The 26,353-nt window shown below is 55.6% G+C and carries 28 protein-coding genes and 1 other annotated feature; of the genes, 12 read left to right on the forward strand and 16 right to left on the reverse strand.

The window, feature by feature from the left end; genetic code table 11:
• Nucleotides 1-414 precede the first annotated feature (414 nt).
• The 3 genes from clpB to rluD all read right to left on the reverse strand — a co-directional run bounded on the left by clpB (nt 415) and on the right by rluD (nt 4,825).
• Nucleotides 415-2,988 carry an ATP-dependent chaperone ClpB gene (gene clpB / locus M2416_RS25990; protein WP_259227531.1) on the reverse strand — a complete coding sequence of 858 codons (2,574 nt, stop codon included), beginning with the start codon at nt 2,986-2,988 and terminating at the stop codon, nt 415-417.
• 128 nt (nt 2,989-3,116) lie between these two features.
• Nucleotides 3,117-3,848 (reverse strand): purine nucleoside phosphorylase YfiH, encoded by a 732-nt coding sequence (gene yfiH / locus M2416_RS25995; protein ID WP_259227532.1) that lies wholly within the window; start codon nt 3,846-3,848, stop codon nt 3,117-3,119.
• Nucleotides 3,845-4,825: a 23S rRNA pseudouridine(1911/1915/1917) synthase RluD gene (gene rluD, locus M2416_RS26000; protein WP_259227533.1), complete on the reverse strand. Its 981-nt coding sequence runs from the start codon at nt 4,823-4,825 to the stop codon at nt 3,845-3,847. Before rluD ends, yfiH begins: the two co-directional genes overlap by 4 nt.
• Before the next feature lie 131 nt (nt 4,826-4,956).
• Here rluD and bamD point away from each other — a divergent pair, with 131 nt between their 5' ends.
• The 4 genes from bamD to pheA all read left to right on the forward strand — a co-directional run bounded on the left by bamD (nt 4,957) and on the right by pheA (nt 7,799).
• A complete protein-coding gene (bamD, locus tag M2416_RS26005; protein ID WP_041146779.1) occupies nt 4,957-5,694 on the forward strand; it encodes an outer membrane protein assembly factor BamD in 738 nt (245 codons plus the stop codon).
• 272 nt (nt 5,695-5,966) lie between these two features.
• Entirely contained in the window at nt 5,967-6,302 is a 336-nt protein-coding gene (raiA, locus tag M2416_RS26010; RefSeq protein WP_045855684.1) for a ribosome-associated translation inhibitor RaiA, read from the forward strand.
• Between the two features lie 121 nt (nt 6,303-6,423).
• Nucleotides 6,424-6,548: a sequence feature (Phe leader region), on the forward strand.
• Nucleotides 6,425-6,472, forward strand: coding sequence for a pheA operon leader peptide PheL (gene pheL, locus M2416_RS26015; RefSeq protein WP_121497579.1), 48 nt, complete (start codon nt 6,425-6,427; stop codon nt 6,470-6,472). It overlaps the preceding feature by 48 nt.
• Nucleotides 6,549-6,638: 90 nt before the next feature.
• Nucleotides 6,639-7,799 (forward strand): bifunctional chorismate mutase/prephenate dehydratase, encoded by a 1,161-nt coding sequence (pheA, locus tag M2416_RS26020; RefSeq protein ID WP_041146781.1) that lies wholly within the window; start codon nt 6,639-6,641, stop codon nt 7,797-7,799.
• Here the strand turns inward: pheA and M2416_RS26025 are convergent.
• The 3 genes from M2416_RS26025 to aroF all read right to left on the reverse strand — a co-directional run bounded on the left by M2416_RS26025 (nt 7,796) and on the right by aroF (nt 10,936).
• On the reverse strand, nt 7,796-8,668 hold the full coding sequence (locus M2416_RS26025) for an SMP-30/gluconolactonase/LRE family protein (protein WP_259227534.1): 873 nt from the start codon (nt 8,666-8,668) through the stop codon (nt 7,796-7,798). The two genes, pheA and M2416_RS26025, sit on opposite strands and share 4 nt — an antisense overlap.
• Nucleotides 8,669-8,734: 66 nt before the next feature.
• Nucleotides 8,735-9,856, reverse strand: a complete 1,122-nt coding sequence (tyrA, locus tag M2416_RS26030; RefSeq protein WP_041146782.1) for a bifunctional chorismate mutase/prephenate dehydrogenase — start codon at nt 9,854-9,856, stop codon at nt 8,735-8,737.
• Nucleotides 9,857-9,865: 9 nt separating this feature from the next.
• Nucleotides 9,866-10,936 (reverse strand): 3-deoxy-7-phosphoheptulonate synthase AroF, encoded by a 1,071-nt coding sequence (aroF, locus tag M2416_RS26035; protein WP_123708465.1) that lies wholly within the window; start codon nt 10,934-10,936, stop codon nt 9,866-9,868.
• Nucleotides 10,937-11,284: 348 nt separating this feature from the next.
• Here aroF and M2416_RS26040 point away from each other — a divergent pair, with 348 nt between their 5' ends.
• Genes M2416_RS26040 through M2416_RS26050 form a run of 3 tightly spaced genes read left to right on the forward strand, consistent with a single transcriptional unit; the run spans nt 11,285 to nt 13,504 of the window.
• Nucleotides 11,285-11,794 carry a regulatory sequestration protein YfiR gene (locus M2416_RS26040; RefSeq protein ID WP_259227535.1) on the forward strand — a complete coding sequence of 170 codons (510 nt, stop codon included), beginning with the start codon at nt 11,285-11,287 and terminating at the stop codon, nt 11,792-11,794.
• Nucleotides 11,787-13,010, forward strand: a complete 1,224-nt coding sequence (dgcN, locus tag M2416_RS26045) for a diguanylate cyclase DgcN/YfiN (protein ID WP_259227536.1) — start codon at nt 11,787-11,789, stop codon at nt 13,008-13,010. Before M2416_RS26040 ends, dgcN begins: the two co-directional genes overlap by 8 nt.
• 11 nt (nt 13,011-13,021) lie before the next feature.
• Nucleotides 13,022-13,504 carry an OmpA family protein gene (locus M2416_RS26050; protein WP_259227537.1) on the forward strand — a complete coding sequence of 161 codons (483 nt, stop codon included), beginning with the start codon at nt 13,022-13,024 and terminating at the stop codon, nt 13,502-13,504.
• Between the two features lie 5 nt (nt 13,505-13,509).
• Here M2416_RS26050 and M2416_RS26055 read toward each other — a convergent pair whose 3' ends face one another.
• The 7 genes from M2416_RS26055 to ffh all read right to left on the reverse strand — a co-directional run bounded on the left by M2416_RS26055 (nt 13,510) and on the right by ffh (nt 19,117).
• Nucleotides 13,510-14,880, reverse strand: coding sequence for a PepSY-associated TM helix domain-containing protein (locus tag M2416_RS26055; protein WP_259227538.1), 1,371 nt, complete (start codon nt 14,878-14,880; stop codon nt 13,510-13,512).
• Nucleotides 14,881-14,937: 57 nt separating this feature from the next.
• A complete protein-coding gene (locus M2416_RS26060) occupies nt 14,938-15,390 on the reverse strand; it encodes a DUF2946 domain-containing protein (protein ID WP_259227539.1) in 453 nt (150 codons plus the stop codon).
• A gap of 121 nt (nt 15,391-15,511) precedes the next feature.
• Nucleotides 15,512-15,859: a 50S ribosomal protein L19 gene (gene rplS, locus M2416_RS26065; protein ID WP_041146788.1), complete on the reverse strand. Its 348-nt coding sequence runs from the start codon at nt 15,857-15,859 to the stop codon at nt 15,512-15,514.
• 39 nt (nt 15,860-15,898) lie between these two features.
• Nucleotides 15,899-16,666, reverse strand: a complete 768-nt coding sequence (gene trmD / locus M2416_RS26070; RefSeq protein ID WP_045855697.1) for a tRNA (guanosine(37)-N1)-methyltransferase TrmD — start codon at nt 16,664-16,666, stop codon at nt 15,899-15,901.
• A gap of 31 nt (nt 16,667-16,697) precedes the next feature.
• Entirely contained in the window at nt 16,698-17,246 is a 549-nt protein-coding gene (gene rimM, locus M2416_RS26075; RefSeq protein WP_041146790.1) for a ribosome maturation factor RimM, read from the reverse strand.
• 18 nt (nt 17,247-17,264) lie between these two features.
• Complete coding sequence (gene rpsP, locus M2416_RS26080; protein WP_041146791.1) at nt 17,265-17,513, reverse strand: 30S ribosomal protein S16; 249 nt, start codon at nt 17,511-17,513, stop codon at nt 17,265-17,267.
• Between the two features lie 239 nt (nt 17,514-17,752).
• Nucleotides 17,753-19,117 carry a signal recognition particle protein gene (gene ffh / locus M2416_RS26085; RefSeq protein ID WP_041146792.1) on the reverse strand — a complete coding sequence of 455 codons (1,365 nt, stop codon included), beginning with the start codon at nt 19,115-19,117 and terminating at the stop codon, nt 17,753-17,755.
• A gap of 167 nt (nt 19,118-19,284) precedes the next feature.
• On the opposite strand from ffh, the gene M2416_RS26090 reads away from it, so the two are divergent.
• Together M2416_RS26090 and M2416_RS26095 are read left to right on the forward strand one after the other, a co-directional pair.
• Nucleotides 19,285-20,076: a cytochrome C assembly family protein gene (locus M2416_RS26090; RefSeq protein ID WP_041146793.1), complete on the forward strand. Its 792-nt coding sequence runs from the start codon at nt 19,285-19,287 to the stop codon at nt 20,074-20,076.
• Between the two features lie 159 nt (nt 20,077-20,235).
• Nucleotides 20,236-21,522 (forward strand): HlyC/CorC family transporter, encoded by a 1,287-nt coding sequence (locus M2416_RS26095; RefSeq protein ID WP_041146794.1) that lies wholly within the window; start codon nt 20,236-20,238, stop codon nt 21,520-21,522.
• Nucleotides 21,523-21,646: 124 nt separating this feature from the next.
• Here the strand turns inward: M2416_RS26095 and grpE are convergent, their stop codons facing one another.
• Entirely contained in the window at nt 21,647-22,237 is a 591-nt protein-coding gene (gene grpE / locus M2416_RS26100) for a nucleotide exchange factor GrpE (protein ID WP_076948147.1), read from the reverse strand.
• A gap of 123 nt (nt 22,238-22,360) precedes the next feature.
• Here grpE and nadK point away from each other — a divergent pair, with 123 nt between their 5' ends.
• From nadK to bamE, 3 genes are all read left to right on the forward strand, one after another.
• Entirely contained in the window at nt 22,361-23,239 is an 879-nt protein-coding gene (gene nadK, locus M2416_RS26105; RefSeq protein WP_041146796.1) for an NAD(+) kinase, read from the forward strand.
• An 86-nt stretch (nt 23,240-23,325) separates the two neighbouring features.
• On the forward strand, nt 23,326-24,987 hold the full coding sequence (gene recN, locus M2416_RS26110) for a DNA repair protein RecN (protein ID WP_259227540.1): 1,662 nt from the start codon (nt 23,326-23,328) through the stop codon (nt 24,985-24,987).
• Between the two features lie 147 nt (nt 24,988-25,134).
• Nucleotides 25,135-25,476, forward strand: a complete 342-nt coding sequence (gene bamE, locus M2416_RS26115; protein ID WP_259227541.1) for an outer membrane protein assembly factor BamE — start codon at nt 25,135-25,137, stop codon at nt 25,474-25,476.
• A gap of 80 nt (nt 25,477-25,556) precedes the next feature.
• Here the strand turns inward: bamE and M2416_RS26120 are convergent, their stop codons facing one another.
• Together M2416_RS26120 and M2416_RS26125 are read right to left on the reverse strand one after the other, a co-directional pair.
• On the reverse strand, nt 25,557-25,850 hold the full coding sequence (locus M2416_RS26120) for an RnfH family protein (RefSeq protein ID WP_259227542.1): 294 nt from the start codon (nt 25,848-25,850) through the stop codon (nt 25,557-25,559).
• The gene (locus M2416_RS26125; protein WP_041146800.1) at nt 25,840-26,277 is read right to left on the reverse strand and encodes a type II toxin-antitoxin system RatA family toxin; all 438 of its coding nucleotides are present in this window, start codon (nt 26,275-26,277) and stop codon (nt 25,840-25,842) included. The genes M2416_RS26120 and M2416_RS26125 overlap by 11 nt, the downstream gene beginning before the upstream one ends.
• Nucleotides 26,278-26,353: the final 76 nt, after the last annotated feature.

The raw sequence follows: 26,353 nt of genomic DNA on the forward strand, positions 1-26,353 counted from the left end.
TGAGACTTGGTATTCATTTTTCGTCCGAGGACGTTAAGAATCCATGTCACTTTGAGTGCCCACACAGATTGTCTGATAAATTGTTAAAGAGCAGTTGCGACGCGCTTTAGCGCTCTGTCGCGAGGTCCCGTATATTACGTTTTCCTCATTCAGAGTCAAGCGTTTATTTTGCTTTTCTCTGTCGGCTTTCGCGGCTGATATTCAGCGCTGGAGCCTTCTGACCCGGCGGCGTGTTGGCCGTTGTTCCGTGTCAGTGGAGGCGCATTATAGGCGGTAATTCTGAGGTGACAAGTATAAATTCAAAAAAATGATGCGTTCGATTACTTTTCATACAAAACCACGTTCAGACTTTAATTCTTGCCTGGTTTTTAAACAAAAACGAGCCCATCGGGCCCGTTTTTGTCGTTTTGTGATTTACTGCACTGCCACTATCCGCTCATCTTTCACTACCAGCTGCACTTCTTTACCGGGAATAAGTTCACCGGAAAGGATTTGCTGCGCCAGCGGGTTTTCGATCTGCTGCTGGATGGCTCGTTTTAACGGCCGCGCACCGTACACCGGATCGTAACCATTCGCACTGAGCAGCTTCAGCGCCTCATCGGACATGCGCACTTCATAGCCACGCTCTTCCAGACGCTTGTACAGACGCTGCAGCTGAATCTGAGCAATAGAGGCAATGTGTTTTTCACCCAGCGGGTGGAATACCACAACCTCATCTATACGGTTGATGAATTCCGGACGGAAGCTTTGGCTAACAACGCCCATAATCACATCTTTCATATGACTATAATCCAGCTCACCAAACCGCTCCTGAATCAGATCGGAGCCGAGGTTAGAGGTCATAATGACGACCGTATTACGGAAATCGACCGTTCTCCCCTGCCCGTCCGTCAAGCGCCCATCATCCAGCACCTGCAGCAGAATGTTGAACACATCAGGATGCGCTTTTTCGACCTCATCCAGCAAAATCACCGAATAAGGACGACGGCGCACGGCTTCCGTCAGATAGCCGCCCTCTTCGTAACCGACGTATCCCGGAGGCGCACCCACCAGCCGCGAGACGGAGTGTTTCTCCATAAACTCGGACATATCGATACGCACCATCGCGTCATCGCTATCGAACATGAAGTTCGCCAGCGTTTTACACAGCTCGGTTTTACCGACACCGGTCGGCCCCAGGAACAGGAACGAACCGATAGGACGGTTAGGGTCGGACAAGCCGGCACGGCTACGGCGAATGGCGTTAGAGACCGCTTCAACCGCCTCGTTCTGACCAATCACCCGACTGTGCAGCTCCTGCTCCATGCGCAGCAGCTTTTCACGCTCGCCTTCCATCATTCGCGCGACCGGAATGCCGGTCCAGCGCGCCAGCACTTCGGCAATTTCCGCATCCGTCACTTTATTACGCAACAAACGCATCGTTTTACCTTCAGACTGCGTGGCCGCCGCCAGCTGTTTTTCCAGCTCCGGGATTTTGCCGTACTGCAGCTCTGACATCCGGGCCAGGTCGCCAACGCGTCGCGCCTGCTCGATGGCAATTTTTGCCTGTTCCAGCTCGGCTTTAATCGTCTGCGTTCCGGAGAGGGACGCTTTTTCCGCCTTCCACTCCTCTTCTAATACGGAATACTGACGCTCTTTATCCGCCAGCTCTTCATTCAGCATATCCAGACGCTTCAGGCTTGCCTCGTCGGCTTCTTTCTTCAGCGCCTGCTGCTCCAGCTTGAGCTGAATAATACGTCTGTCGAGTCGGTCGAGCTCTTCCGGCTTCGAGTCAATCTGCATACGAATGCTGGAAGCGGCTTCATCGATCAGGTCAATCGCTTTGTCCGGCAGCTGGCGGTCGGCAATGTAGCGATGCGACAGAGTTGCGGCCGCGACGATCGCCGGATCGGTGATCTGCACATGGTGATGCAACTCATAGCGCTCTTTTAAGCCACGCAGAATCGCAATGGTGTCTTCCACCGAAGGTTCGGCCACGAAGACTTTCTGGAAACGCCGCTCCAGCGCCGCATCCTTTTCAATATATTGCCGATACTCATCGAGGGTTGTCGCACCGACGCAGTGCAGTTCACCGCGCGCCAGCGCAGGCTTCAGCATATTACCGGCATCCATCGCGCCGTCCGCTTTACCCGCGCCCACCATGGTATGCAGCTCATCGATAAACAGAATGACGTTGCCTTCCTGCTTCGAGAGATCGTTCAGCACGCCTTTCAGACGCTCTTCAAACTCGCCGCGATACTTAGCACCTGCCACCAGAGCGCCCATATCCAGCGCCAGTACCCGCCGGCCTTTTAGCCCTTCCGGTACTTCGCCGTTGACGATACGCTGCGCCAGCCCTTCGACGATAGCCGTTTTACCGACGCCAGGTTCACCGATAAGCACCGGGTTATTTTTAGTGCGCCGCTGCAGTACCTGAATAGTACGGCGAATCTCTTCATCACGACCAATGACCGGATCCAGCTTGCCCTGTTCAGCACGCTCGGTCAGATCGACGGTAAATTTTTTCAATGCCTGACGTTGGTCTTCGGCACCCTGATCGTTCACGCTTTCACCTCCACGCATTTGTTCAATCGCCTGAGTCACATTGGCGGTTGTTGCACCGGCAGATTTCAACAGATCGGTTAGCGTACCGCGTGATTCAAGCGCCGCCAGAACGAACAGTTCCGACGAAATAAAGTTATCCTTCCGCTTTTGCGCCAGCTTGTCGCAAAGGTTCAGAATACGCACCAGATCCTGCGACGGCTGCACGTCGCCGCCGGTGCCTTCCACCTGCGGTAAACGGCTCAACGCCTGAGTAATACTGGTGCTTAACTCGCCGGCGTTAATGCCCGCTGACGTTAATAAAGGACGTACCGATCCCCCTTCCTGATTTAGCAAGGCGCTCATTAGATGAAGAGGTTCGATGAATTGGTTGTCGTGCCCTAGCGCGAGCGACTGGGCATCGGCAAGAGCAAGCTGGAATTTATTGGTAAGACGGTCCAGACGCATAACTCCTCCCATAACAGGTCAAATTTGCTACTGGAGATTAAATGAGGTCATCCCTCAATTATTCAAGGTTAAAGACCTGAACTATGCGAAAAATAAGTCTGCCTTCCGGACCGTCTTGATGCACCAGGTTATATCAGCCAGATAAAACTAGCCATACGACCCGTCGTCTTATCGCGACGATAAGAGAAAAAATCGTCCTTTTCGCTTAGCGTACAGCGATCGCCGCCGAAGACTTGCTCCACCCCGACGTTGGCCAGGCGCTGACGAGCCAGCTGATAGATATCGGCGAAGTATTTCTCACCGAGCGGACGAAAAGCGCTGTCGGCCTTCGCGTCTTTGCTCATAAAGGCTTCGCGAACTTCCGCGCCGACTTCAAAAGCCTCGGGACCGATAGCCGGCCCGAGCCACGCCAGAATATTCTCCGGCTTATCGGCGAAGCAGGCGACCGTTTCCTCCAGCACGCCGTCGCATAATCCGCGCCAGCCCGCGTGTGCCGCCGCGACTTCGGTACCCGCACGGTTGCAAAAAAGCACCGGCAGGCAGTCAGCGGTCATCACCGCGCAAACGGTGCCCGGCGTATTACAGTATGACGCATCCGCACGTTTTGAGGCATACGGCCCGCCGTCGAGTTTCAGCACCGCCGTCCCGTGAACCTGTTCGAGCCACACCGGATACGCGGGGAGCCCGCCTGCGGCAAACATCCGCCGGCGGTTTTCTTCAACATCGGGCAGATTGTCTCCGCAATGGGCGCCCAAATTAAGCGAGCCATACGGAGGCAGGCTGACGCCGCCAACGCGCGTGGAGCTACAGGCCGCCACGCCTTCCGGCATTGGCCACTGCGGTACAATCAGTTTAGTCATAGCCAGTCAATACGGTCCTTGTGCTCTTCATAATCGGCGCGCATCGCGTCAATCAGCTCAATCATATCCTGAGGGATCGGCGCATGCCACTCCATCTCGATACCGCTGATCGGGTGATACAGACGCAGCATGGTGGCGTGCAGAGCCTGACGATCGAACTGGCGCAGTGCGGTGATGAACTCCTCTGACGCCCCTTTTGGCGGACGCGGACGGCCGCCGTAGACCTGATCGCCAACCAGCGGATGGGTGATATGCGCCATGTGTACGCGGATCTGGTGGGTACGGCCGGTTTCCAGACGCAGACGCAGGCGCGTATGAATGCGGAAATGCTCCATAATGCGGTAATGCGTTACCGCCGGTTTACCCATCGGGTGCACCGCCATATGCGTACGCTTCGTCGGGTGACGACTAATCGGTTCTTCTACCGTGCCACCAGAGGTCATGTGACCAATCGCTACCGCTTCATATTCACGGGTAATTTCGCGCAGCTGCAGCGACTCCACCAGACGCGTTTGCGCCGGGATAGTTTTCGCCACAACCATCAGGCCGGTGGTGTCCTTATCCAGTCGGTGGACAATGCCCGCACGCGGAACATCGGCAATCGTCGGACAGTAGTGCAGCAGCGCATTCAGCACAGTACCGTCAGGATTGCCCGCCCCCGGATGGACGACCAGGCCGCGCGGCTTATTGATCACGAGGATGTCGTCATCCTCGTAGACGATATTGAGCGGAATATCCTGCGGTTCGAAGCGCACATCTTCTTCGATTTCAACATCGATAGAGACGCTTTCTCCCCCTAAAACTTTCTCTTTCGGCTTGTCGCTGACAGCGCCGTTTACCAGCACTCGCTGGTCAAGGATCCATTCTTTTATGCGCGAACGCGAATAATCCGGGAACATTTCGGCCAAAGCCTGATCTAAGCGTTGCCCGAGTTGATTTTCGGACACCGTTGCGGTGAGTTGTACTCGTTGTGCCATATACAGCTTCTTCGTTTAACGTTGGGTTTTACGGCTTTGCCGTATAATATAGTGTGCTATTGTAGCTGGTCTTAATCGGGAGCAGGAACAGAGATTCTCCCGCATAAACATTTTGAGGAAGTCAAAACGTCATGACGCGCATGAAATACCTGGTGGCAGCTGCCACACTGAGCCTGGCTTTGGTGGGTTGCTCCGGCTCAAAGGAAGAGGTGCCTGATAATCCGCCGAATGAAATCTACGCGACTGCCCAGCAAAAACTGCAGGACGGTAACTGGAAACAGGCAATAACGCAACTGGAAGCGTTGGATAATCGCTATCCGTTCGGCCCTTATTCCCAACAGGTACAGCTGGACCTGATTTATGCGTACTACAAAAATGCCGATCTGCCGTTAGCTCAGGCGGCCATCGACCGCTTTGTTCGTCTGAACCCGACCCATCCTAACATTGATTACGTCATTTATATGCGTGGTCTGACAAATATGGCTCTGGATGATAGCGCGCTGCAGGGATTCTTCGGTGTCGATCGCTCCGATCGCGACCCGCAGCACGCACGCGATGCCTTCAATGACTTCTCGAAACTGGTGCGCGGCTATCCGAACAGCCAGTATTCGACCGATGCCTACAAACGTATGGTGTTCCTGAAGGATCGTCTGGCGAAGTACGAACTGTCGGTCGTTGATTACTATACCGACCGCGGCGCGTGGGTTGCCGTCGTAAACCGCGTTGACGGCATGCTGCGTAGCTATCCGGATGCGCAGGCTACCCGTGACGCATTGCCGAAAATGGAAAACGCCTATCGCCAGATGCAAATGAACGCACAGGCAGATAAGGTGGCCAAAATTATCGCGGCTAACGGCAAAAACACCTGATCGCTTTTGATATAAGCAAAACGGCAGCCCCAGGGCTGCCGTTTTTTTATTCATATGAGATATACGCTGAAGCGTTTTAGCGTCAAGTCATCCTATCAAATATGACGCTCTTTCCCGCGTTCGACAAGTAAAATCTCCCCCGTTCCTGTCCTGCCTCACAAATTGCATTCGTTGACAAAAAGTGACATTAAAATGTGATTTAGATCACGCATTTTGACATTGGGCGAGGTATGCTGAGTTCACCAAGACGGGAAAGACAAGAGGTAAAATTTATGACAATGAACATTACCAGTAAACAAATGGAAATTACTCCGGCTATTCGCCAGCATGTCGCAGACCGTCTCGCCAAATTGGATAAATGGCAAACCCACTTAATCAACCCGCACATCATTCTCTCCAAGGAGCCGCAGGGTTTTGTCGCTGACGCAACCATCAATACGCCAAACGGTCACCTGGTTGCCAGCGCGCGAAGTGAAGATATGTACGCCGCGATCAACGAATTAATCAACAAGCTGGAACGGCAGCTGAACAAAGTGCAACACAAAGGGGAAGCCCGCCGCGCCGCAACATCGGTGAAAGAGGCAGGCTTTGTGGAAGAAGAAGAGTAATCCTGAACTTTACTGTCCTTAACTTAATATTGTGTAACGCCACGCGCCTTCGGGCGCGTTTTTTATTGACAGGATGAAAACAGTCCGGGTACTGTAATCCCAGCCGATTAAAGGAATTTATCTTGAAACTACTGCCGTTCTTCTTCGCATTCTTTTTTACCTTCCCCTAACCGGGAGGCAATTCGTCGTGTGATAAAGAATGCGAAGACGAACTACAAGGCCTCCCACCAGGGAGGCCTTTTTTATTTATGCCCGCTATTTTTCAGGCTGCACGCGCGCTATCGGTAGCTCGAACGATTTAGGGTATCTAAACCAATAACAAGAAAGGCAACACATATGACCGAGGAAAATCCATTACTGGCCCTGCGCGATAAGATAAGCGCCCTGGATGAGAAGCTGCTCGCGCTGCTGGCAGAGCGCCGCGGGCTGGCTGTCGAAGTCGGCAAGGCCAAGCTGGCGTCGCATCGCCCGGTACGCGATATCGACCGCGAGCGTGACCTGCTGGAGCGCCTGATGACCCTGGGCAAAGCTCACCATCTGGATGCGCACTACATCACCCGCCTGTTCCAGCTGATCATCGAGGATTCCGTTCTCACCCAGCAAACCCTGCTGCAGCAGCACCTGAATAAGATCAACCCACATTCAGCGCGCGTCGCTTTTCTGGGGCCAAAAGGGTCATACTCGCACCTTGCCGCCCGGCAATATGCGGCCCGTCATTTTGAACAGTTTATCGAAAGCGGCTGCGCCAGGTTTGCGGATATCTTCGACCAGGTTGAAACCGGCCAGGCTGACTACGCGGTAGTGCCAATCGAAAACACCAGCTCTGGCGGGATCAACGACGTCTACGATCTGCTGCAGCACACCACCCTGTCGATCGTTGGCGAACTGACGATCCCTATCGATCACTGCGTCCTGGTTGCCGCCTCTACCGATCCGCAGCAAATTAACACCGTCTACAGCCATCCGCAGCCGTTCCAGCAGTGTAGCCAGTATCTAAGCCGCTATCCGCACTGGAAAATCGAATATACCGAAAGTACCTCGGCGGCAATGGAGAAAGTCGCGCAGGCCAAATCGCCAACCATCGCGGCGCTGGGCAGCGAAGCCGGCGGTGCGCTGTACGGGCTGCAGGTACTTGAACACTGCGAGGCCAACCAGACGCAAAATATCACCCGCTTCCTGATACTGGCGCGCAAGGCGGTGAACGTCTCCGATCAGGTTCCGGCAAAAACCACCCTGCTGATAGCGACCGGCCAGCAGGCGGGTGCGCTGGTAGAAGCGCTGCTGGTACTGCGCAACCACAACCTGATCATGACCAAGCTGGAGTCGCGCCCAATCTACGGCAACCCGTGGGAAGAGATGTTTTATCTGGATATCCAGGCCAACCTGGAATCCATCCCCATGCGCAAAGCGCTCAAAGAGCTGGCGGAGATCACCCGCTCAATGAAGGTACTGGGCTGCTATCCTGGCGAAAACGTGGTGCCCGTCGAGCCCATCTAACGCTCGATAAACGCCCGCTTCTTCATCCCTGCCACCGCAACCGGCAGGGTGAAGATCGCGCCGGAGAGCGGATATTTCGCCACTTCATCCGCAGCCATGTTTTCCCGGGTGGTGGTGATAAACAGCGTACGCATATCCGCCCCGCCAAAACAGACCATCGTCGGGCAGCGTACCGGCAGACGATACTCTGCCAGCTGTTCGCCGGTCGGCGAGAAGCGGGCTATACGCCAGCCGTCAAACATCGCGCTCCAGTAGCACCCTTCGACATCGATAGCCGCGCCGTCAGGAATACCTTCCCCCGGCTGAAAGCGCCGGAAAACCTCACGCCTGCCCGGCTCGCCCTGCTCATCCAGCGGCGTACGGTAGATAACGGCATTCGGCGTATCGGAGGTATACATCCAGCGCCGGTCCTCGCTAAAGGCGAGGCCGTTAGCACCCTGGATATCGCACTGAATGACCCGCGGGGTAAGATCGCTGTCAATACGCACCAGAAGCGCGCCGTTATAATCTCCCGGCGCCCAGAAGGTGCCGGCATAAAAGCGCCCGTCGCGATCGGTCCCGCCGTCGTTAAAACGGGCCAGCTGCGGGTTGCTTGGGTTGTCGCAGATTTTACGACGCAGCAGGCCGCGCGCGTCGGTTAACCAGATAGCGCTACGCAGCGCCACGATAAAGCCGCCCTTCTCGCGCAACGCAAAGCAGCCGACCTCTTCAGGAAACTGCAGGACCTGATGCTCACCGCTGCGCATCTCGTAACGGTGAATTTCGCCCGCCATAATATCGGCCCAATATAGAGCTTGCTCAGCCTCATTCCAGGTCGGGCATTCCGGCAGGTGTCCGGCGTAATCAAACAGCGGTTGTGGTTCAGCCATCGTTTTCATCCCTATAAAAAAAGCCAGCGGGTTGCCCCTCTGGCTTTGATTATATACGGTTTTCAGCTACTGCCGATTATCATTCGCCTGGCGCAGCAGCGTGCGGCTTTCGCTCTGGAAGCGCTGGGCATAATCGCCAAACCAGTGCTCAACTTTGCGGAAGCTGTCGATAAACGCCTGCTTATCTCCCTGCTCCAGCAGGCCAATCGCCTCGCCAAAACGCTGGTAGTAGCGCTTAATCAATGCCAGGTTACTCTCCGACGACATAATAATGTCGGCGTAGAGCTGCGGATCCTGGGCGAAGAGCCGGCCCACCATCGCCAGCTCAAGGCGGTAAATCGGTGACGACAGCGCCAGCAGCTGCTCCAGGCGAACGTTCTCCTCCGCCAGGTGCAGGCCATAGGCAAAGGTCGCAAAGTGGCGCAGAGCCTGAATAAACGCCATGTTCTGATCGTGCTCAACGGCGCTGATGCGATGCAGACGGGCGCCCCAAACCTGAATTTGCTCAAGGAACCACTGATAGGCTTCCGGCTGGCGACCGTCGCAGTAGACCACAACCTGCTTGGCGAGGCTGCCGCTGTCCGGACCGAACATCGGATGTAAGCCCAGCACCGGGCCATTATGCGCCGCCAGCATCGCCTGCAGCGGCTCCGCTTTAATTGATGCCAGGTCAACCAAAATGCAGTCCGCCGGCAGCGAAGGCAGGCGGGCAATCGTTTCAGCCGTGGTATGAATAGGGACGCTGACGATCACCATCCCGGCGTCGGCAACGATCTCCGTCGCCCGCGGCCAGTCTTCTTTCTCCAGAATACGTACCCGGTAGCCTGAAAGCGTCAGCATTTTCTCGAACAGGCGCCCCATCTGCCCGCCGCCGCCGACAATCACCACCGGCCGCAGGTTCGGACAGAGGGTTTTAAAGCCTTTGTCGTTTTCGCTGGAATAGGACTCGCGCATCACGCGGCGCAGCACGTCTTCAATCAGATCCGGCGGCACGCCGAGCGCGGCCGCCTCTTCGCGGCGGGAGGCCAGCATCGCCGCCTCCCGCTCCGGGACGTAAATGGGCAGGCCGTATTTGCTCTTGACCTCGCCCACTTCCGCCACCAGCTCGAGGCGCTTAGCCAGCAGGCTCAGCAGCGCCTTATCAACTTCATCAATTTGATCGCGCAACGCGGTCAGTTCAGCAACCATACTATCCTCTTACGCCAGACGAGCCGCCAGATGGCCGCGCAGATCCTTATCAAGTTCGCGGAGCAACGCATCGGTGGTTTCCCAGCTGATGCAAGCATCGGTGACGGATACGCCGTATTTCATATCACAACGCGGCTGCTCAGAGGACTGGTTGCCTTCGTGGATATTACTCTCAATCATCAGGCCAATAATGGATCGATTGCCATCCTTGATCTGCGCGACGACGGATTCTGCCACCGCTGGCTGACGGCGGTAGTCTTTATTGGAATTACCATGACTGCAATCTACCATCAGCGACGGCTTCAGTCCCGCCTGAGTCATCTCTTTTTCGCACTGCTCGACGTCCTGCGGGCCGTAGTTTGGCGCTTTACCGCCGCGCAGAATGACGTGACCATCCGGGTTGCCCTGGGTTTGCAGCAGGCAGACCTGGCCGGCCTGGTTAATCCCGACAAAGCGGTGCGGCATCGCCGCGGCGCGCATGGCGTTGATCGCCGTCGCCAGGCTACCGTCGGTACCGTTTTTAAAGCCGACCGGCATTGACAGGCCGGATGCCATTTCGCGGTGCGTCTGGGACTCAGTAGTACGTGCGCCGATCGCCGACCAGCTGAACAGATCGCCGAGGTATTGTGGGCTGTTAGGATCCAGCGCTTCAGTGGCCAGCGGCAGCCCCATATTGACCAGCTCGACCAGCAGCCGGCGCGCAATCTTCAGACCGCCTTCAACATCAAACGAGCCATCCATGTGCGGATCGTTAATCAGCCCTTTCCAACCGACGGTGGTGCGGGGTTTTTCAAAATAGACGCGCATTACCAGGTAGAGGCTATCGCTGACCTCTTCGGCAAGTGCTTTAAAACGATGAGCGTACTCGATTGCCGCTTCCGGATCGTGAATTGAGCAAGGACCGCAGACCACCAGCAGGCGCGGATCGCGGCCGGCAATAATGTCAGAGATAGTCTGCCGGGACTGCGCAATCTGCGCTTCTTGTTCAAGGCTCAGCGGGAATTCAGCCTTCAGCTGATCCGGAGTGATCAAAACCTGTTCGTCGGTAATATGTACGTTATTCAGCGCGTCTTTTTGCATGATGGCGATCCTGGGTAGCTCGTTTGCGATAGTGTTTTCCTCACTGAGGAGAACGTAACGATACCACACAAAGTAAAGATTTCAATCCATATTCCGTAAATTTTACTTTACACCAGCAAAATAAATGGCCCTTTACCCGCCATTAAACGTAAAGTTAAATTAACACCACCCGCAGCAGCCGCCAAATAATTATCCGTCGGGCCACCTTTTCTTTACGAAAAATCCTGGCCAAAATTAACCCATTGTAAAGACCGTGGCTAATGACGATTTTCACCAACAATGCTATTCTTCGGCCGGGCAACAGCGCGCTGCAATTCACGTACCATGACGAACCAGACGGATCCGTTAATGAAACAGTTTCACCGTCTTTTTTTGATGTCTTTGTTATTCATCGTGAGCTATCCCGCTTTTGCCGCCGGGTCGTCTGCAAATGTGCGAGCCATTGTTTCAGGGATCGTGACGTACACCCGCTGGCCAGAACTCTCCGCCCCGCCCAGGCTGTGTATTTTCTCTACGTCACGCTACACCCAAAGTCTGACCCAGCAATCGCCTGAGGCTTTGCCCTACCAGCCGGTCGTTGTTCACAGCACAGAGGAAGCGTTGAATACGGTTTGTGATGGTTTTTATTTTGGTAGCGAATCGCCGTCACAGCAGTCCGAATTCACCTCTAAATACCGGCCAAGGCCCCTATTACTTATCGCGGAACAGAATACCGAATGCGCTATTGGCAGTGCTTTTTGCCTGATCATCAATGACGACAGGGTCAAATTCTCCGTTAATCTTGATGTCCTGACGCACAGCGGTGTGCGGGTCAATCCAGATGTACTGATGCTTGCCCGGAAAAACGCACATGAATAAGGATTATCCTAAGGGCCCGCGCCCCACCTTCAAAAGAGCGCTACGCCGTATCAGCATGATAAGCGTAATCATATCGATGACTCTGGTCTGGCTGCTGCTCAGCACCGCCTCCGTATTCACGCTGAAACAATACGCGCAGAAGAATCTCGAGCTCACTGCCGCCACAATGAGCCGCAGCCTTGAAGCGGCGCTGGTGTTTGGCGACAGCGCGGCGGCAGAAGATACGCTGGCGACGCTGGGGAAGCAGGGACAGTTTTCCGAAGCACTGGTGCTTGATAGCCAGAAAAAGCATTTTGCCCTCTGGCATAACCACGATCTGGTGAGCGAAGAAAAGCTCAGCGGCCTTATCAGCAAATGGCTTTTCCCACAGCCCACCGTGCAGCCCATCTGGCATGAAGGGAAAACGATCGGCGAGCTTCGCCTGACGGCGCTGGATCGGCTGATAAGCCACTTCCTCGGCATTTCCATTATCGTCCTGACCGGCAGCATCCTGCTGGCGTCCTTTATCGCCCTGCTGCTGACCCACTCCCTGCACCGCGGCATCGTTACCGCGCTGCAGAGCATTACCGAAGTGGTGCACGATATCCGCGAAAACCGCCACTTCTCTCGTCGCGTTCCCGAAGAACACATTGAAGAGTTTCATCTTTTCGCCCAGGACTTTAACAGCCTGCTCGGCGAGATGGAGGACTGGCAGCGGCAGCTGCAGGCCAAAAACGCCCAGCTTCTGCGCAGCTCTCTGCACGATCCCCTGACCGGGCTTGCCAACCGCGCAGCGTTTCGTAACGTCATCAGCAAACTGATGAATGACGACGTCACCCACCGCAGCTCCGCGCTCTTATTCCTTGATGGCGACAACTTCAAGCTCATCAACGATAACTGGGGGCACGCGACGGGCGATAAGGTCTTAATCGAAGTGGCCAGCCGGCTGATGGCGTTTGCCGGTACCGACCATCAGGCGTGGCGGCTAGGCGGTGACGAATTTGCCATTCTGCTACGCAATGTCCACACCGAGGCTGAAGTCCAGGCGCAGTGCGCCTTACTCTCGGCACAGTTTCTCCAGCCGTTTAATCTGCACAACGGCCACACCGCTACCCTGTCGCTCAGCATTGGTTACGCGCTGGCGTGGGAGCATACTTCTGCCGAAAATCTGCAAGAGTTTGCCGATCAAAATATGTATCGGATGAAACATCAGCGTTTACAGCAGGTACAAAAATAAAAGGAATCATCATGCTCAGGAAATATTTTGCTCCCGCTCTGCTGGCCGCGGTTTTTCTCACCGGCTGCCAGGCTCCGCAAGGAAAATTCTCTCAGCAGCAGGTTGCGGCGATGAAGTCCTACGGCTTTACGGAAAGTAACGGCGACTGGTCCCTGGGCCTCTCTGACACCATTCTGTTTGATAAAAATGACTACCGCCTGCGTCCCGAGAGCCAGCAGCAAATTCACAGCATGGCTTCTCGCCTTGCCTCAACCGGGATTACGCACAGTCGTTTAGATGGTCATACGGATAACTATGGCGAAGATGGCTACAACGAGATGCTGTCGCTGAAACGCGCAAACAGCGTCGCTGACGCCTGGGCGGAAGGTGCCAGCATCCCGCGCAGCAATTTAACGACCCGCGGGTTAGGTAAAAAATATCCGATTGCCAGTAACGATACGGCCAAAGGTCGTGCCGAAAACCGCCGGGTGACGGTGATTATCAGCACGCCTTAACCCCCTTAGTCTACTGAACTGGCGAGCGTCACGGCGCTGGCCGCACGCCAGCGCAGATAGTCCACGGCAACACCCAGCAGCAGGCTGGCACCCATCAGCGGCAGCGCCAGCCCCAGCAGGACGGCCATCACCAGCGTGAGCGTACGGGCGGGCCATGCCAGATTAAGCCAGGCCTGCACCAGCGTACCGGCCGGATTAAACGCCGCCTTCGGCGGACGACGGATCCACCATAAGCGATACCCCACGACTATCATCACGCACAGCGCCGCGCCAAAGGCGATCAGCAGCAGCTGATTCGCCAGGCCAAAGAGGATCCCCATGTGGAAATCGACGCCCCAGCGGGTGAGTTTCGCCATCAGCGGGAAATCGGCAAAGCGCGTACGGTCAACAACCTGCATCCGCTCACCGTCAATCGCTACCGCATCCACCCGGGTCGGCCAGCTTCGGTCTATTTCGTTCACCGTCCAGGCGAACCCCGCCCCTTTGGGAGGGCGAATCTCAAGCTTGCTGGCGTCGAGACCTGCGCTACGCGCGAGCGTCAGCACCTGGTCAAACTGCTCGCCCTTCAGCGGCGGCATCGTTTCGGGCATCGCCATATTCCCCATATGATGCTCAGCATGGGCATCATGAGCCATCGGCATCGTGGCGTGCAGTCGGGCGTTGACCTGCGGCGTCAACCAGCCGAAAGCGGCGCGCATCTTATCGACATTATCCCCGGCCCACTGCGACCAGGTTAAGCCGGTCGCGGAGAACAGCAGCATTCCCGCCAGCAGCACCCAGCCGAGGGAAGCATGCAGCCGGCGCGTATTTTGCTGGCGGTTATTGATCCGCCGGCGTGGCCGGGTCATGGCCCATAGCGCAATGCCCCCCAGCGCGGCAACCCACATCCAGGATGCCGCCAGCTCGCTATACAGCCGCCCGATATTTCCTGCCAGCAGGGACCTGTGCGCATAATCAATCCACTGGCGCAGGGGCAAAATACCGCTGGTGCCATAGACCGTCATATCGCCTTTAACCTGCAGGGTTACCGGATCGATAAACAGCGCCCGGGATTCTGACTCTCCCAACCGCGGGTCAGCGAACATCACCCGCGTGGTCTCGCCGGTGACCATGGCCGGGCGCACCGCCTGCAGGCGAAGATTTCCCTGAGTTAGCGCCTCCGCGGCCGCTATTTGGGCACTCAGCGGCTGCTTCTCCCCGCCGGGTGTCGCGCTCAGTGCGTTGTGATACAGCCAGTTTTCCAGCTGCGGCGTGGCCACATACAGCGTACCGGTTAGCGCAGCCACGAAGATAAACGGCCCGATAAACAGGCCAATATAAAAATGAAGACGTCGCAGCAGGTTCAGCCATGCCGCGCGCGAGGTGCAGGTAGTCATACTTTTCCTTTCCGAAAGCAAAAAGAGAACGTTGCGCAGTGCGCACATTATTTTTTATCAACAGGAAACAGCAGACTGGTGCGGCGGCGCGCGGGTGTCGGGATAGAGCCAGGGGAAGTAGTGCCAATGCTTCTGCACCGGGCGGACCGTAAAGATACGCAGCCGACGCAGGATGAAGGTAATAAGCAGCGCCAGCGCCAGCAGCAGGCCCGGCACGTGGGCTAGCAGCACGCAGTAGCCGCAGGCCTCGGCGTGGTCGGCCGGCATAGTATGTGAAGGCGCAGACGTCTGCGCAGCGGAATGGGACATCGCCATGCCGTGCGGCATTTCCATGGCGTGAGGCGTATCCGCCATCATCATCGCGTGGTGCATCCCGGGCATCGCGCCCATCGGATCTTTTTGCAATGAGATAGATATCAGCGGTGCGACGACGATCAGCAGGATCGAAAACAGCGCCAGCCATGCGGCCCGCCGTTTATGTGCTGACTGTCGATAAATATTGCCGGTCACCGCCCCTCCATCGTGAGGGCGACAGTGTAAATGATTTACATCAAGATAGTTAAAACAAAGATAAAAAAAGGGCCAGCCTATCAGGCCAGCCCTTTTTATCAGGATGTCGCGAAAGCGAATCTTAGTTAAGACGCTCTTTGATACGAGCAGACTTACCGGTACGCTCACGCAGGTAGTACAGTTTAGCTTTACGTACAGCACCACGACGTTTAACAGCAATGCTGTCAACTACCGGAGAGTGAGTCTGGAAGACACGCTCAACGCCTTCGCCGTTGGAAATTTTACGAACAGTGAATGCAGAGTGCAGACCGCGGTTACGAATAGCGATAACCACGCCCTCGAATGCCTGCAGACGTTTTTTGGAACCTTCAACAACCCATACTTTCACTTCCACGGAATCACCCGGGCGGAAGGAAGGTACGTCCTGCTTCATCTGTTCTTGTTCAATTTGCTTAATAATGTTGCTCATAATTTAATCTCTTATCCTGGGTAAACTGATATCGGGGGCTTACGCCATCCCATCATGTTTATGCTGCTGTTGTGCGTGTTCAGTTTTGAACTGCGCCAGCAACTTTGCTTGCTCTTCAGTCAGAGCCAGGTTTTCCAAAAGTTCAGGTCTTCTAAGCCAGGTGCGGCCCAGCGACTGTTTCAAACGCCAGCGACGTATCTCAGCATGGTTTCCCGACAGCAATACTGGCGGTACCTCCATCTCTTCTAACACTTCAGGGCGGGTATAGTGTGGGCAGTCCAGCAGACCATCGGCAAAGGAATCTTCCGTTGCCGAAGCTTCATGACCCAGAACCCCCGGAATGAACCGGGAAACGGAATCAATCAGCGTCATTGCTGGTAACTCACCACCGCTGAGTACGTAATCGCCGATTGACCATTCTTCATCAATTTCGGTCTGAATTACGCGCTCGTCTATCCCTTCGTAGCGACCGCACACCAAAATCAGCTTCTGATTCGTTGCCAGTTCGCTGACGCCCGCTTGATCAAGCTTGCGTCCCTGAGGCGACAGATATATCACCTTAGCGCCTTCACCTGCCGCGGCTTTTGCTGTATGGATGGCGTCCCGCAAGGGTTGCACCATCATTAACATCCCCGGTCCGCCGCCGTAAGGACGATCGTCCACGGTACGGTGCCGGTCATGCGCGAAGTCACGAGGACTCCAGCTCTGGATGCTCAGCAGGCCATTTTTTACTGCCCGGCCAGTTACCCCGTAATCGGTAATTGCGCGGAACATTTCAGGAAACAGGCTAATTATGCCAATCCACATAGCGCCGTCTTTTACCGTTTATCCGGAGAATTTAAAAACCAGGATCCCAATCTACTTCGATTGTACGAGTAGCGAGATCGACTTTCTTGATAACCTGCCCATCGAGGAACGGAACCAGCCGCTCCTTGATGCCAAACGCATCTTTCAGGTTTGCCTTGATGACGAGAACGTCATTTGACCCGGTTTCCATCATATCGATGACTTTACCCAGGCCATAGCCTTCGGTGGTGACTACCTGGCAACCCATCAGGTCTTTCCAGTAATAGTCGCCCTCTCCGAGCTTCGGCAGCTGCGAGGAATCCACGATAATTTCGCAATTAGTCAGCAGATTCGCAGTATCGCGATCGTCAATGCCCTTCAGCTTGATGACGATATCCTGATTGTGGTGGCGCCAGCTTTCCAGCTCAACAACCTGCCACTGACCCGCCTTCTGGATTAACCAGGGCTGATAGTCAAAAATGCTTTCGGCGTCTTCGGTGGAGGAAAACACTCTGAGCCAACCACGGATACCGTAGGAAGAACCCATTTTGCCCAATACGATCGGATCAACAGGTGCTTGTGCGGTGTGTTGCTTGCTCATCATGACCACCGTGACAGATTAAGCTGCTTTGTTCGCTGCTTTGATCAGCGTAGCTACGCGATCGGAAACGGTAGCGCCCTGGCCAACCCAGTGAGCGATACGATCCAGATCCAGACGAGTTTCTTCTTCTTTCGCGGAAGCGATCGGGTTGAAGAAACCAACGCGCTCGATGAAGCGACCGTTGCGTGCATTACGGCTGTCGGTGACAACAACCTGGTAGAACGGACGCTTTTTAGCGCCGTGACGAGCTAAACGAATAGTTACCATAACATCCTCTTGTGTGAATAGAACAACCGGGCCCCATCGAGGAACGGGGCCCGGGTGTCATATTAAAAGCCCGAAAATTTTACTGATTTCTGTGCAAAAATCAATTCAAAACTGCAATACGCTAAATAATTCGAGTTGCAGGCAGGTGGCAAGTGAGCAAATCCCCGGGAGCGTACCAAGTACGTCACCGGGGTGAGCGAATGCAGCCAACGCATCTGCGGCTTGAATTATGAGGCGTATTAACGACCAGGGAAGCCCGGCGGCATCATGCCCTTCATGCCGCGCATCATCTTCATCATGCCGCCTTTCGACTTCATCTTCTTCATCATGCGCTGCATATCGTCAAACTGCTTGAGCAGACGGTTAACGTCCTGCACCTGCATCCCGCAGCCCGCGGCGATACGGCGCTTGCGCGAACCTTTGATGATCTCAGGCTTGGCGCGCTCTTTCAGCGTCATCGAGTTGATGATAGCTTCCATCCGTACCAGCACTTTATCGTCCATCTGCGACTTAACGTTGTCCGGGATCTGCCCCATGCCCGGCAGCTTGCCCATCAGGCTGGCCATGCCGCCCATGTTCTTCATCTGACGCAGCTGCTCGAGGAAGTCGGTGAGGTCAAAGCCGTCGCCCTTCTTCAGCTTGGAGGCCAGCTTTTCGGCCTGCGCGCGGTCAACTTTGCTCTCGATATCTTCGATCAGCGACAGCACGTCGCCCATGCCGAGGATACGGGAGGCAATACGATCCGGATGGAACGGCTCCAGGGCTTCGGTTTTTTCGCCGACGCCGAGGAATTTAATCGGCTTGCCGGTGATATGACGAATCGACAGGGCCGCACCGCCGCGGGCGTCGCCGTCCACTTTAGTCAGCACGACGCCGGTCAGCGGCAGCGCTTCATTAAACGCTTTCGCCGTGTTCGCCGCATCCTGGCCGGTCATCGCATCGACGACAAACAGGGTCTCTACCGGGTTAAGGGCAGCGTGAACCTGCTTGATTTCGTCCATCATCGCTTCGTCAACGTGCAGACGACCGGCGGTATCCACCAGCAGCACGTCGTAAAACTTCAGCTTCGCTTCTTTCAGCGCAGCGTTAACGATGTCGATCGGCTTCTGGCCGACGTCGGACGGGAAGAAATCAACGCTCACCTGCTCGGCCAGCGTTTCCAGCTGTTTAATCGCCGCCGGGCGATAAACGTCCGCGGAGACAACCAGCACCTTCTTCTTGTGCTTCTCACGGAGGAATTTACCCAGCTTCGCGACGCTGGTAGTTTTACCGGCGCCCTGCAGGCCTGCCATCAGCACCACGGCCGGCGGCTGAGCGGCTAAGTCCAGCGCCTGGTTCTCTTCGCCCATCGCCGCAACCAGCTCGTTGCGCACGATCTTGACGAACTCCTGACCCGGGGTCAGGCTTTTGTTAACTTCATGCCCCACCGCGCTCTCTTTTACGCGGCTGATGAAATCACGCACGACGGGCAGCGCGACGTCCGCCTCGAGCAGCGCCATGCGCACTTCACGCAGGGTTTCTTTAATGTTGTCTTCGGTAAGGCGTCCGCGGCCGCTGATGTTGCGCAGCGAACGCGACAAACGATCGGTTAAATTATCAAACATTGTCTCTCGCCTGAGGTGGAAACTGTCGGTCGCCGCAGCGACACTACAAATACAAATTTGCCGCAGTATAACACGACATGTACCGGGATGTGATGCAACGGTTGGAGCAGACGTCGCGTAACGCTATACTGCTTCTCTTTCTTATTTAGTCAACAGTCGACGCCCATATGCCTGTTTTTGCTCTACTCGCGCTTGTCGCCTATTCCATCAGCCTGGCGCTGATCGTCCCCGGCCTACTGCAAAAGAACAGCAGCTGGCGGCGGATGGCGATACTTTCAGCAACTATTGCGCTGATTTGTCATGCTTTTGCGCTGGAGTCACGCATTTTCCCCGGCGGCGATAGCGGGCAAAACCTCAGCTTGCTCAACGTCGGCTCGCTGGTCAGCCTGATGATCTGTACGGTGATGACCATCGTCGCGTCGCGCAATCGAGGCTGGCTGCTGCTGCCCATCGTCTACGCTTTTGCGCTGATCAATCTGGCCTTCGCCACCTTCGTACCCAACGAGTACATCACGCACCTGGAAACAACCCCGGGCATGCTGGTGCATATTGGCCTGTCGCTCTTCTCTTACGCAACGCTGATCATTGCCGCCCTGTATGCCCTGCAGCTGGCCTGGATTGACTATCAGCTGAAAAACAAAAAGCTGGCTTTTAGTCACGAAATGCCGCCGCTGATGAGTATTGAGCGTAAAATGTTTCATATCACCCAGGTCGGCGTGGTGCTGCTGACGCTGACGCTGTGCACCGGGCTGTTCTACATGCACAACCTGTTCAGCACGGAAAACATTGATAAAGCCGTGCTGTCGATCGTGGCGTGGTTCGTTTATATCGTCCTGCTATGGGGACACTACCATGAAGGCTGGCGCGGTCGCCGGGTCGTCTGGTTTAACGTCACCGGCGCAGGCCTACTGACGCTGGCTTATTTTGGCAGCCGCGTACTTCAGCAGTTTATTAGCTAAATCCAGACTACGAGCAACTCCACCGGGCAGCATTACAACAGGCCATATGAACGCCGGCAGCGCCGACAAACCGCCGCATATTCTAAGGATGCGAAGGTTACAGTCTCTGCCGGATCGGGCTGGTAATCGTCCGGTGGGACAGGCTTTAAGGAGTCCCTCCTGGAACACATCTCTACCACCACGCTAATCGTGACGTTGATTATCATGGTGATCATCTCAGCCTATTTCTCCGGTTCTGAGACCGGCATGATGACGCTGAACCGCTACCGCCTGCGTCATATGGCGAAACAGGGCAACCGGCAGGCGAAGCGCGTCGAAAAGCTGCTGCGCAAACCCGATCGCTTAATCAGCCTGGTGCTGATCGGCAACAACCTGGTTAATATCCTCGCCTCTGCGCTGGGGACTATCGTGGGTATGCGCCTGTACGGCGATGCCGGCGTCGCGATTGCCACCGGGATTCTGACCTTCGTGGTGCTGGTGTTTGCCGAGGTCCTGCCCAAGACTATCGCCGCGCTGTATCCGGAGAAAGTCGCCTATCCGAGCAGCTTCCTGCTGGCGCCGCTGCAGATACTGATGATGCCGCTGGTGTGGTTGCTGAACACCATCACCCGCCTTCTGATGCGGATGATGGGCATCAAGACCGATATCATTATCAGCGGGGCGCTGAGCAAAGACGAGCTGCGCACCATCGTGAATGAATCGCGCACGCAGATCTCCCGCCGTAATCAGGACATGCTGCTGTCGGTGCTGGACCTCGAAAAGGTCAGCGTGGACGACATTATGGTTCCGCGTAACGAGATTATCGGTATCGATATTAACGATGACTGGAAGTCTATCGTCCGCCAGCTCACCCACTCGCCGCACGGCCGCATTGTGCTCTACCGCGGTTCGCTGGATGACGCCATCAGCATGCTGCGCGTCAGGGAAGCCTACCGCCTGATGACCGAGAAAAAGGAGTTCACCAAAGAGGTGATGCTCCGCGCTGCGGACGAGATTTACTTCGTACCGGAAGGCACGCCGCTGAGCACGCAGCTGGTGAAGTTTCAGCGCAATAAGAAGAAGGTGGGGCTGGTGGTCGATGAGTATGGCGATATCCAGGGTCTGGTGACCGTTGAAGATATTCTGGAAGAGATTGTCGGCGACTTTACGACCTCGATGTCACCCACCCTGGCGGAGGAAGTGACCCCGCTCAACGACGGCTCGGTGATTATTGACGGCAGCGCCAACGTTCGTGAAATCAATAAGGCGTTTAACTGGCACCTGCCGGAAGACGAAGCCCGAACGATTAACGGCATTATTCTCGAAGCGCTGGAAGAGATCCCCGTTCCCGGCACGCGCGTACGCATCGAGCAGTACGACATCGATATTCTCGACGTTCAGGACAATATGATTAAGCAGGTGAAGGTGATGCCGGTGAAGCCGCTTCGTGAAAGCGCGGCGGAATAATCGGGCATTAACGCAGTGAAGCGGTGAACCTCGGTTCGCCGTTTTTTTTGCCGCAAACCGGCGCTAGCGCAGGGAAATAAAGCATAAAAAAACGGCCACCCGCAGGCGGCCGTTTTACAGCGAATTACTTCGCCTTCGCCACGGTCACCATCGCTGCGCGAATAGTACGACCGTTCAGGGTGTAGCCTTTTTGCATCACGCCCAGCACGTTGCCTGCCGCCACGTCTTCAGACTCAACCATCGCGATGGCCTGGTGGACGTTAGGATCCAGCGGCACGTTGGTCTCGGCAATCACTTCCACGCCGAATTTATGCACAACGTCCAGCATCGACTTCAGCGTCAGCTCAATACCTTCAACCATAGAAGCCATGTCCGGATTAGCTTTATCGGCCACTTCCAGCGCGCGGTCCAGGCTATCGATCACCGGCAGCAGTTCGTTAACGAACTTCTCCAGGGCGAATTTATGCGCCTTTTCCACGTCAAGCTCAGTGCGACGACGCAGGTTTTCCATTTCCGCTTTTACGCGCAGGACACCTTCGCGTTCACGAGTCTGGGCTTCAACCAACTGCGCTTCCAGATTCGCAATTTTTTCATCGCGCGGATCCACCTGGTCAGCAGAAACCTCAGGCTCAACCGCCTCAACGTTGTCGTGCTGTTCCGTGATAATTTCTTCCGGGGCTTGCCCGTCAGGCGTTTTCTGTTCTTTACTACTCATGAATTTCTCCGCGTTTTTTTCGCATTCATCTCGCTAACTTCGCTTATTATGGGGATCAGTTTCCGGGTTTCAAGGGAAGCAGTCAGATTGTCATCATTCATTTAACGCAAGGACATCCAGAACATGAAGAACCATTTCAAGTGTATAGGCATTGTGGGGCACCCTCGTCACCCGACCGCGCTGACCACACATGAAATGCTCTGGCGCTGGCTGTGCAGCAAAGGCTATGAAGTTCTGGTTGAACAACAGATCGCCCATGAGCTACAGCTTAGCAACGTCAAAACGGGAACGCTGGCGGAAATTGGCCAACAGGCGGATCTGGCGGTCGTCGTTGGCGGCGATGGCAACATGCTCGGCGCCGCGCGCACCCTGGCGCGGTACGATATTCAGGTGATCGGCATTAACCGCGGCAATCTTGGTTTCCTGACCGACCTCGACCCGGATAACGCGCTGCAGCAGCTTGCCGACGTGCTTGAAGGCCACTATATCGCCGAAAAACGCTTTCTGCTGGAGGCCCAGGTCTGCCAGCAGGATTGCCAGAAGCGCATTAGCACGGCGATTAATGAAGTGGTTCTGCATCCGGGCAAGGTCGCGCATATGATTGAGTTCGAGGTCTATATCGACGAGGTCTTTGCCTTCTCCCAGCGCTCCGACGGCCTGATTATCTCCACCCCGACGGGATCCACCGCCTATTCGCTCTCCGCCGGTGGCCCTATTCTGACGCCTTCGCTCGATGCCATCACCCTGGTGCCGATGTTCCCGCATACGCTCTCGGCCCGTCCGCTGGTTATTAACGGCGACAGCACCATTCGCCTGCGCTTCTCCCAGCGCTGCAGCGACCTTGAGATCAGCTGCGATAGCCAGATAGCCCTGCCGATTCAGGACGGCGAAGATGTCTTAATCCACCGCTGCGACTACCACCTGAATCTTATTCACCCGAAAGATTACAGCTATTTCAACACATTGAGCACCAAGCTCGGCTGGTCGAAAAAATTATTCTGATTTTATAAGCTGCCTCTTTACTGGATAAAAAACCAGTCTATACTGTACGAAAACACAGTAATGGTTTTTCATACAGGAAGGCAGCTATGTTGGCGCAACTTACCATCAGTAATTTTGCTATCGTTCGTGAACTGGAGATCGATTTCCACAGCGGCATGACCGCCATCACCGGGGAAACCGGTGCGGGGAAATCGATAGCCATCGATGCGCTTGGCCTGTGCCTTGGCGGCAGAGCGGAAGCAGACATGGTGCGAAGAGGCGCCAGCCGCGCAGACCTGTGCGCGCGCTTCGCGCTAAAAGATACGCCCGCGGCGCAGCGCTGGCTGGAAGAGAACCAGCTGGAAAGCGGACGTGAGTGTTTACTTCGCCGCGTCATCAGCACCGACGGCCGCTCGCGCGGCTTCATTAACGGTACCGCCGTTCCGCTCTCCCAGCTTCGCGAGCTCGGCCAGCTGCTTATCCAGATCCACGGCCAGCACGCGCACCAGCTGTTAACCAGGCCAGAACATCAAAAAACGCTGCTCGATGGTTATACCGGTGAGTATGCGCTTACTCAGCTCATGGCCGGGCATTATCGCCAGTGGCACCAGAGCTGCCGCGAGCTGGCGCAGCATCAGCAGCAGAGCCAGGAACGCGCCGCCCGCGCCGACCTGCTGCAGTATCAGCTAAAAGAGCTGAACGAGTTCTGCCCTCAGCAGGGTGAATTCGAACAAATCGACGAAGAGTACAAACGCCTTGCCAACAGCGGCCAGCTGCTAAGCACCTGCCAGCATGCGCTGACGGTGATGGCGGACGGCGAAGAGGCGAACCTGCAGAGCCAGCTCTACGCCGCTAAGCAGCTGGTGGGCGAGCTGGTCGGCATGGACAGCAAGCTCTCGGGCGTGCTGGATATGCTGGAAGAAGCCTCAATTCAGCTTAGCGAGGCAACCGACGAGCTGCGCCATTACAACGACCGCCTGGATCTCGACCCGAACCGCCTGTTCGAACTGGAGCAGCGCATCTCGCGGCAGATATCCCTCGCGCGCAAGCATCAAATTACGCCAGAAGAGCTGCCTGCGTTCTATCAGGCGCTGTTAGAAGAGCAGCGCCTGCTGGACGACAGCGCGGGCTCGCTGGAGTCGCTCAGCCAGACGGTGGTTGAACATCGCCAGCTGGCGCTGGAAACGGCCCGCCAGCTGCACGCCGCGCGTCAGCGCAGCGCCGATGAGCTGACCCGGCTGATCACTGAAAGTATGCACTCACTTTCTATGCCTCACGGGGTCTTTGCTATCAATATCGCCTTTGATGAGCGTCATCTGACCGCCGAAGGCGCGGATCGCATCGAGTTTCGCGTGACGACCAACCCCGGCCAGCCGCTGCAGCCTATTGCTAAAGTGGCCTCCGGCGGCGAGCTATCCCGTATTGCGCTGGCGATTCAGGTCATTACCGCGCGGAAGATGGAAACGCCGGCGCTGATTTTCGATGAGGTTGATGTCGGCATCAGCGGCCCAACGGCCGCCGTGGTCGGCAAGCTGCTGCGCCAGCTGGGAGAATCGACTCAGGTCATGTGCGTCACTCACCTGCCGCAGGTGGCTGGCTGCGGTCACCATCACTTTATCGTCTGCAAAGAGACCGACGGTGAGATGACCGAAACCCACATGCATCCGCTGGATAAACGCGCGCGTCTGCAGGAGCTGGCTCGCCTGCTGGGCGGGAGCGAAGTCACGCGCAACACGCTGGCGAACGCGAAAGAGTTGCTCGCGGCGTAAACTTTTTGATTTCCGCAGAGTCATAGTGAACAGCAAATTGCCGCAAGACCTGCAGTCGAAGGTTTCCAACTGGGCAAAGGTCTATTATTATCGGCATATTACAGATGAGCCACGTACTGCTCGGGCCCGAAAAGGAATCAAATCACTATGCGCTGTAAAACGCTGACTGCTGCCACAGCGGTTCTTCTTATGTTGACCGCAGGCTGTTCCACTCTGGAACGAGTGGTTTACCGTCCTGACATCAACCAGGGTAACTATCTGGCACCTAACGATGTAGCAAAAATTCGTGCCGGCATGACGCAACAGCAGGTTGCTTATGCTCTGGGTACCCCAATGATGTCGGATCCGTTTGGCACTAACACCTGGTTCTACGTTTTCCGTCAGCAGCCTGGGCATGAAAAAATTACCCAGCAGACCCTCACTCTGACCTTTAACAGCAGCGGTGTGTTAACCAACATTGATAACAAACCGGCTCTGACCAAAGACTGATGCGCAGACCCCGGCGGTAGTCATACCGCTCTGGAAACGCAAAAAGCGCTCATTGAGCGCTTTTTTTATGCCAACCGACACTACTTCTCGTCGTTCTTTTTTTCTGCCCGCTGGCGCCGCAGCTCTTTCGGGTCGGCAATCAGCGGCCGGTAAATCTCCACCCGGTCGCCATCATGAACCTCATCGTGCAGCTTAGCCGGGCGGCTATAAATTCCCACCTTGTTTTTCGCAAGGTCGATATCGTCGCGTAGCGCCAGAAGCCCGCTGGCAATAATCGCCTGTTCGACGGTCGCCCCCTCCTCCAGCTTTACGCTTTGCAGATACTGCTTTTCCGGCAAGGCATAGACGACTTCAACGACGATTTTAGCCGACACGATAAACCTCTTTCGCCCGGGTGGTAAACGCCTGCACCATGTTGAGCGCCAGCTCTTTAAAGATGCGGCCAAACGCCATTTCAATCAGCTTATTGGTGAACTCAAAATCAAGGTGGAATTCGATTTTGCACGCCTCCGGGCTCAGCGGAATAAACCGCCAGCCGCCAATAAGCGATTTAAACGGGCCATCGACCAGGCTCATCAGGATGCTCTGGTTGCTGGTTAGCGTATTTCGCGTTGTGAAAGTCTTGCTGATGCCTGCCTTGGACACATCAACCGCCGCCATCATCTGCGTCGGTCCGGACTCCAGCACGCGGCTACCGGTGCAGCCTGGCAAAAAATCAGGGTAGGACTTCACATCGTTTACGAGTTGATACATCTGCTCCACGCTGAACGGCACCAGCGCGGTACGGCTAATCTGAGGCATAGCAAGTTCCACATTTAAACACGGCGCAAATAATATCATTTATCTGCTGCTAAAAAAAACGCTGTGCCACAACTCA

This window comes from Klebsiella sp. BIGb0132 (genome assembly GCF_024810075.1).
In the GTDB taxonomy this organism is placed as follows: domain Bacteria; phylum Pseudomonadota; class Gammaproteobacteria; order Enterobacterales; family Enterobacteriaceae; genus Klebsiella; species Klebsiella terrigena.

Coding starts and splice junctions, on each gene's coding strand:
- M2416_RS26125 (WP_041146800.1), bottom strand. CDS start 26,277: ATGCCTCAGATTAGCCGTACCGCGCTGGTGCCGTTCAGCGTGGAGCAG.
- recN (WP_259227540.1), top strand. CDS start 23,326: ATGTTGGCGCAACTTACCATCAGTAATTTTGCTATCGTTCGTGAACTG.
- dgcN (WP_259227536.1), top strand. CDS start 11,787: ATGAATAAGGATTATCCTAAGGGCCCGCGCCCCACCTTCAAAAGAGCG.
- M2416_RS26050 (WP_259227537.1), top strand. CDS start 13,022: ATGCTCAGGAAATATTTTGCTCCCGCTCTGCTGGCCGCGGTTTTTCTC.
- trmD (WP_045855697.1), bottom strand. CDS start 16,666: ATGTGGATTGGCATAATTAGCCTGTTTCCTGAAATGTTCCGCGCAATT.
- grpE (WP_076948147.1), bottom strand. CDS start 22,237: ATGAGTAGTAAAGAACAGAAAACGCCTGACGGGCAAGCCCCGGAAGAA.
- nadK (WP_041146796.1), top strand. CDS start 22,361: ATGAAGAACCATTTCAAGTGTATAGGCATTGTGGGGCACCCTCGTCAC.
- M2416_RS26090 (WP_041146793.1), top strand. CDS start 19,285: ATGCCTGTTTTTGCTCTACTCGCGCTTGTCGCCTATTCCATCAGCCTG.
- clpB (WP_259227531.1), bottom strand. CDS start 2,988: ATGCGTCTGGACCGTCTTACCAATAAATTCCAGCTTGCTCTTGCCGAT.
- M2416_RS26025 (WP_259227534.1), bottom strand. CDS start 8,668: ATGGCTGAACCACAACCGCTGTTTGATTACGCCGGACACCTGCCGGAA.
- raiA (WP_045855684.1), top strand. CDS start 5,967: ATGACAATGAACATTACCAGTAAACAAATGGAAATTACTCCGGCTATT.
- bamE (WP_259227541.1), top strand. CDS start 25,135: ATGCGCTGTAAAACGCTGACTGCTGCCACAGCGGTTCTTCTTATGTTG.
- rpsP (WP_041146791.1), bottom strand. CDS start 17,513: ATGGTAACTATTCGTTTAGCTCGTCACGGCGCTAAAAAGCGTCCGTTC.
- M2416_RS26040 (WP_259227535.1), top strand. CDS start 11,285: ATGAAACAGTTTCACCGTCTTTTTTTGATGTCTTTGTTATTCATCGTG.
- rplS (WP_041146788.1), bottom strand. CDS start 15,859: ATGAGCAACATTATTAAGCAAATTGAACAAGAACAGATGAAGCAGGAC.
- yfiH (WP_259227532.1), bottom strand. CDS start 3,848: ATGACTAAACTGATTGTACCGCAGTGGCCAATGCCGGAAGGCGTGGCG.
- aroF (WP_123708465.1), bottom strand. CDS start 10,936: ATGCAAAAAGACGCGCTGAATAACGTACATATTACCGACGAACAGGTT.
- pheA (WP_041146781.1), top strand. CDS start 6,639: ATGACCGAGGAAAATCCATTACTGGCCCTGCGCGATAAGATAAGCGCC.
- bamD (WP_041146779.1), top strand. CDS start 4,957: ATGACGCGCATGAAATACCTGGTGGCAGCTGCCACACTGAGCCTGGCT.
- M2416_RS26055 (WP_259227538.1), bottom strand. CDS start 14,880: ATGACTACCTGCACCTCGCGCGCGGCATGGCTGAACCTGCTGCGACGT.
- rluD (WP_259227533.1), bottom strand. CDS start 4,825: ATGGCACAACGAGTACAACTCACCGCAACGGTGTCCGAAAATCAACTC.
- ffh (WP_041146792.1), bottom strand. CDS start 19,117: ATGTTTGATAATTTAACCGATCGTTTGTCGCGTTCGCTGCGCAACATC.
- rimM (WP_041146790.1), bottom strand. CDS start 17,246: ATGAGCAAGCAACACACCGCACAAGCACCTGTTGATCCGATCGTATTG.
- tyrA (WP_041146782.1), bottom strand. CDS start 9,856: ATGGTTGCTGAACTGACCGCGTTGCGCGATCAAATTGATGAAGTTGAT.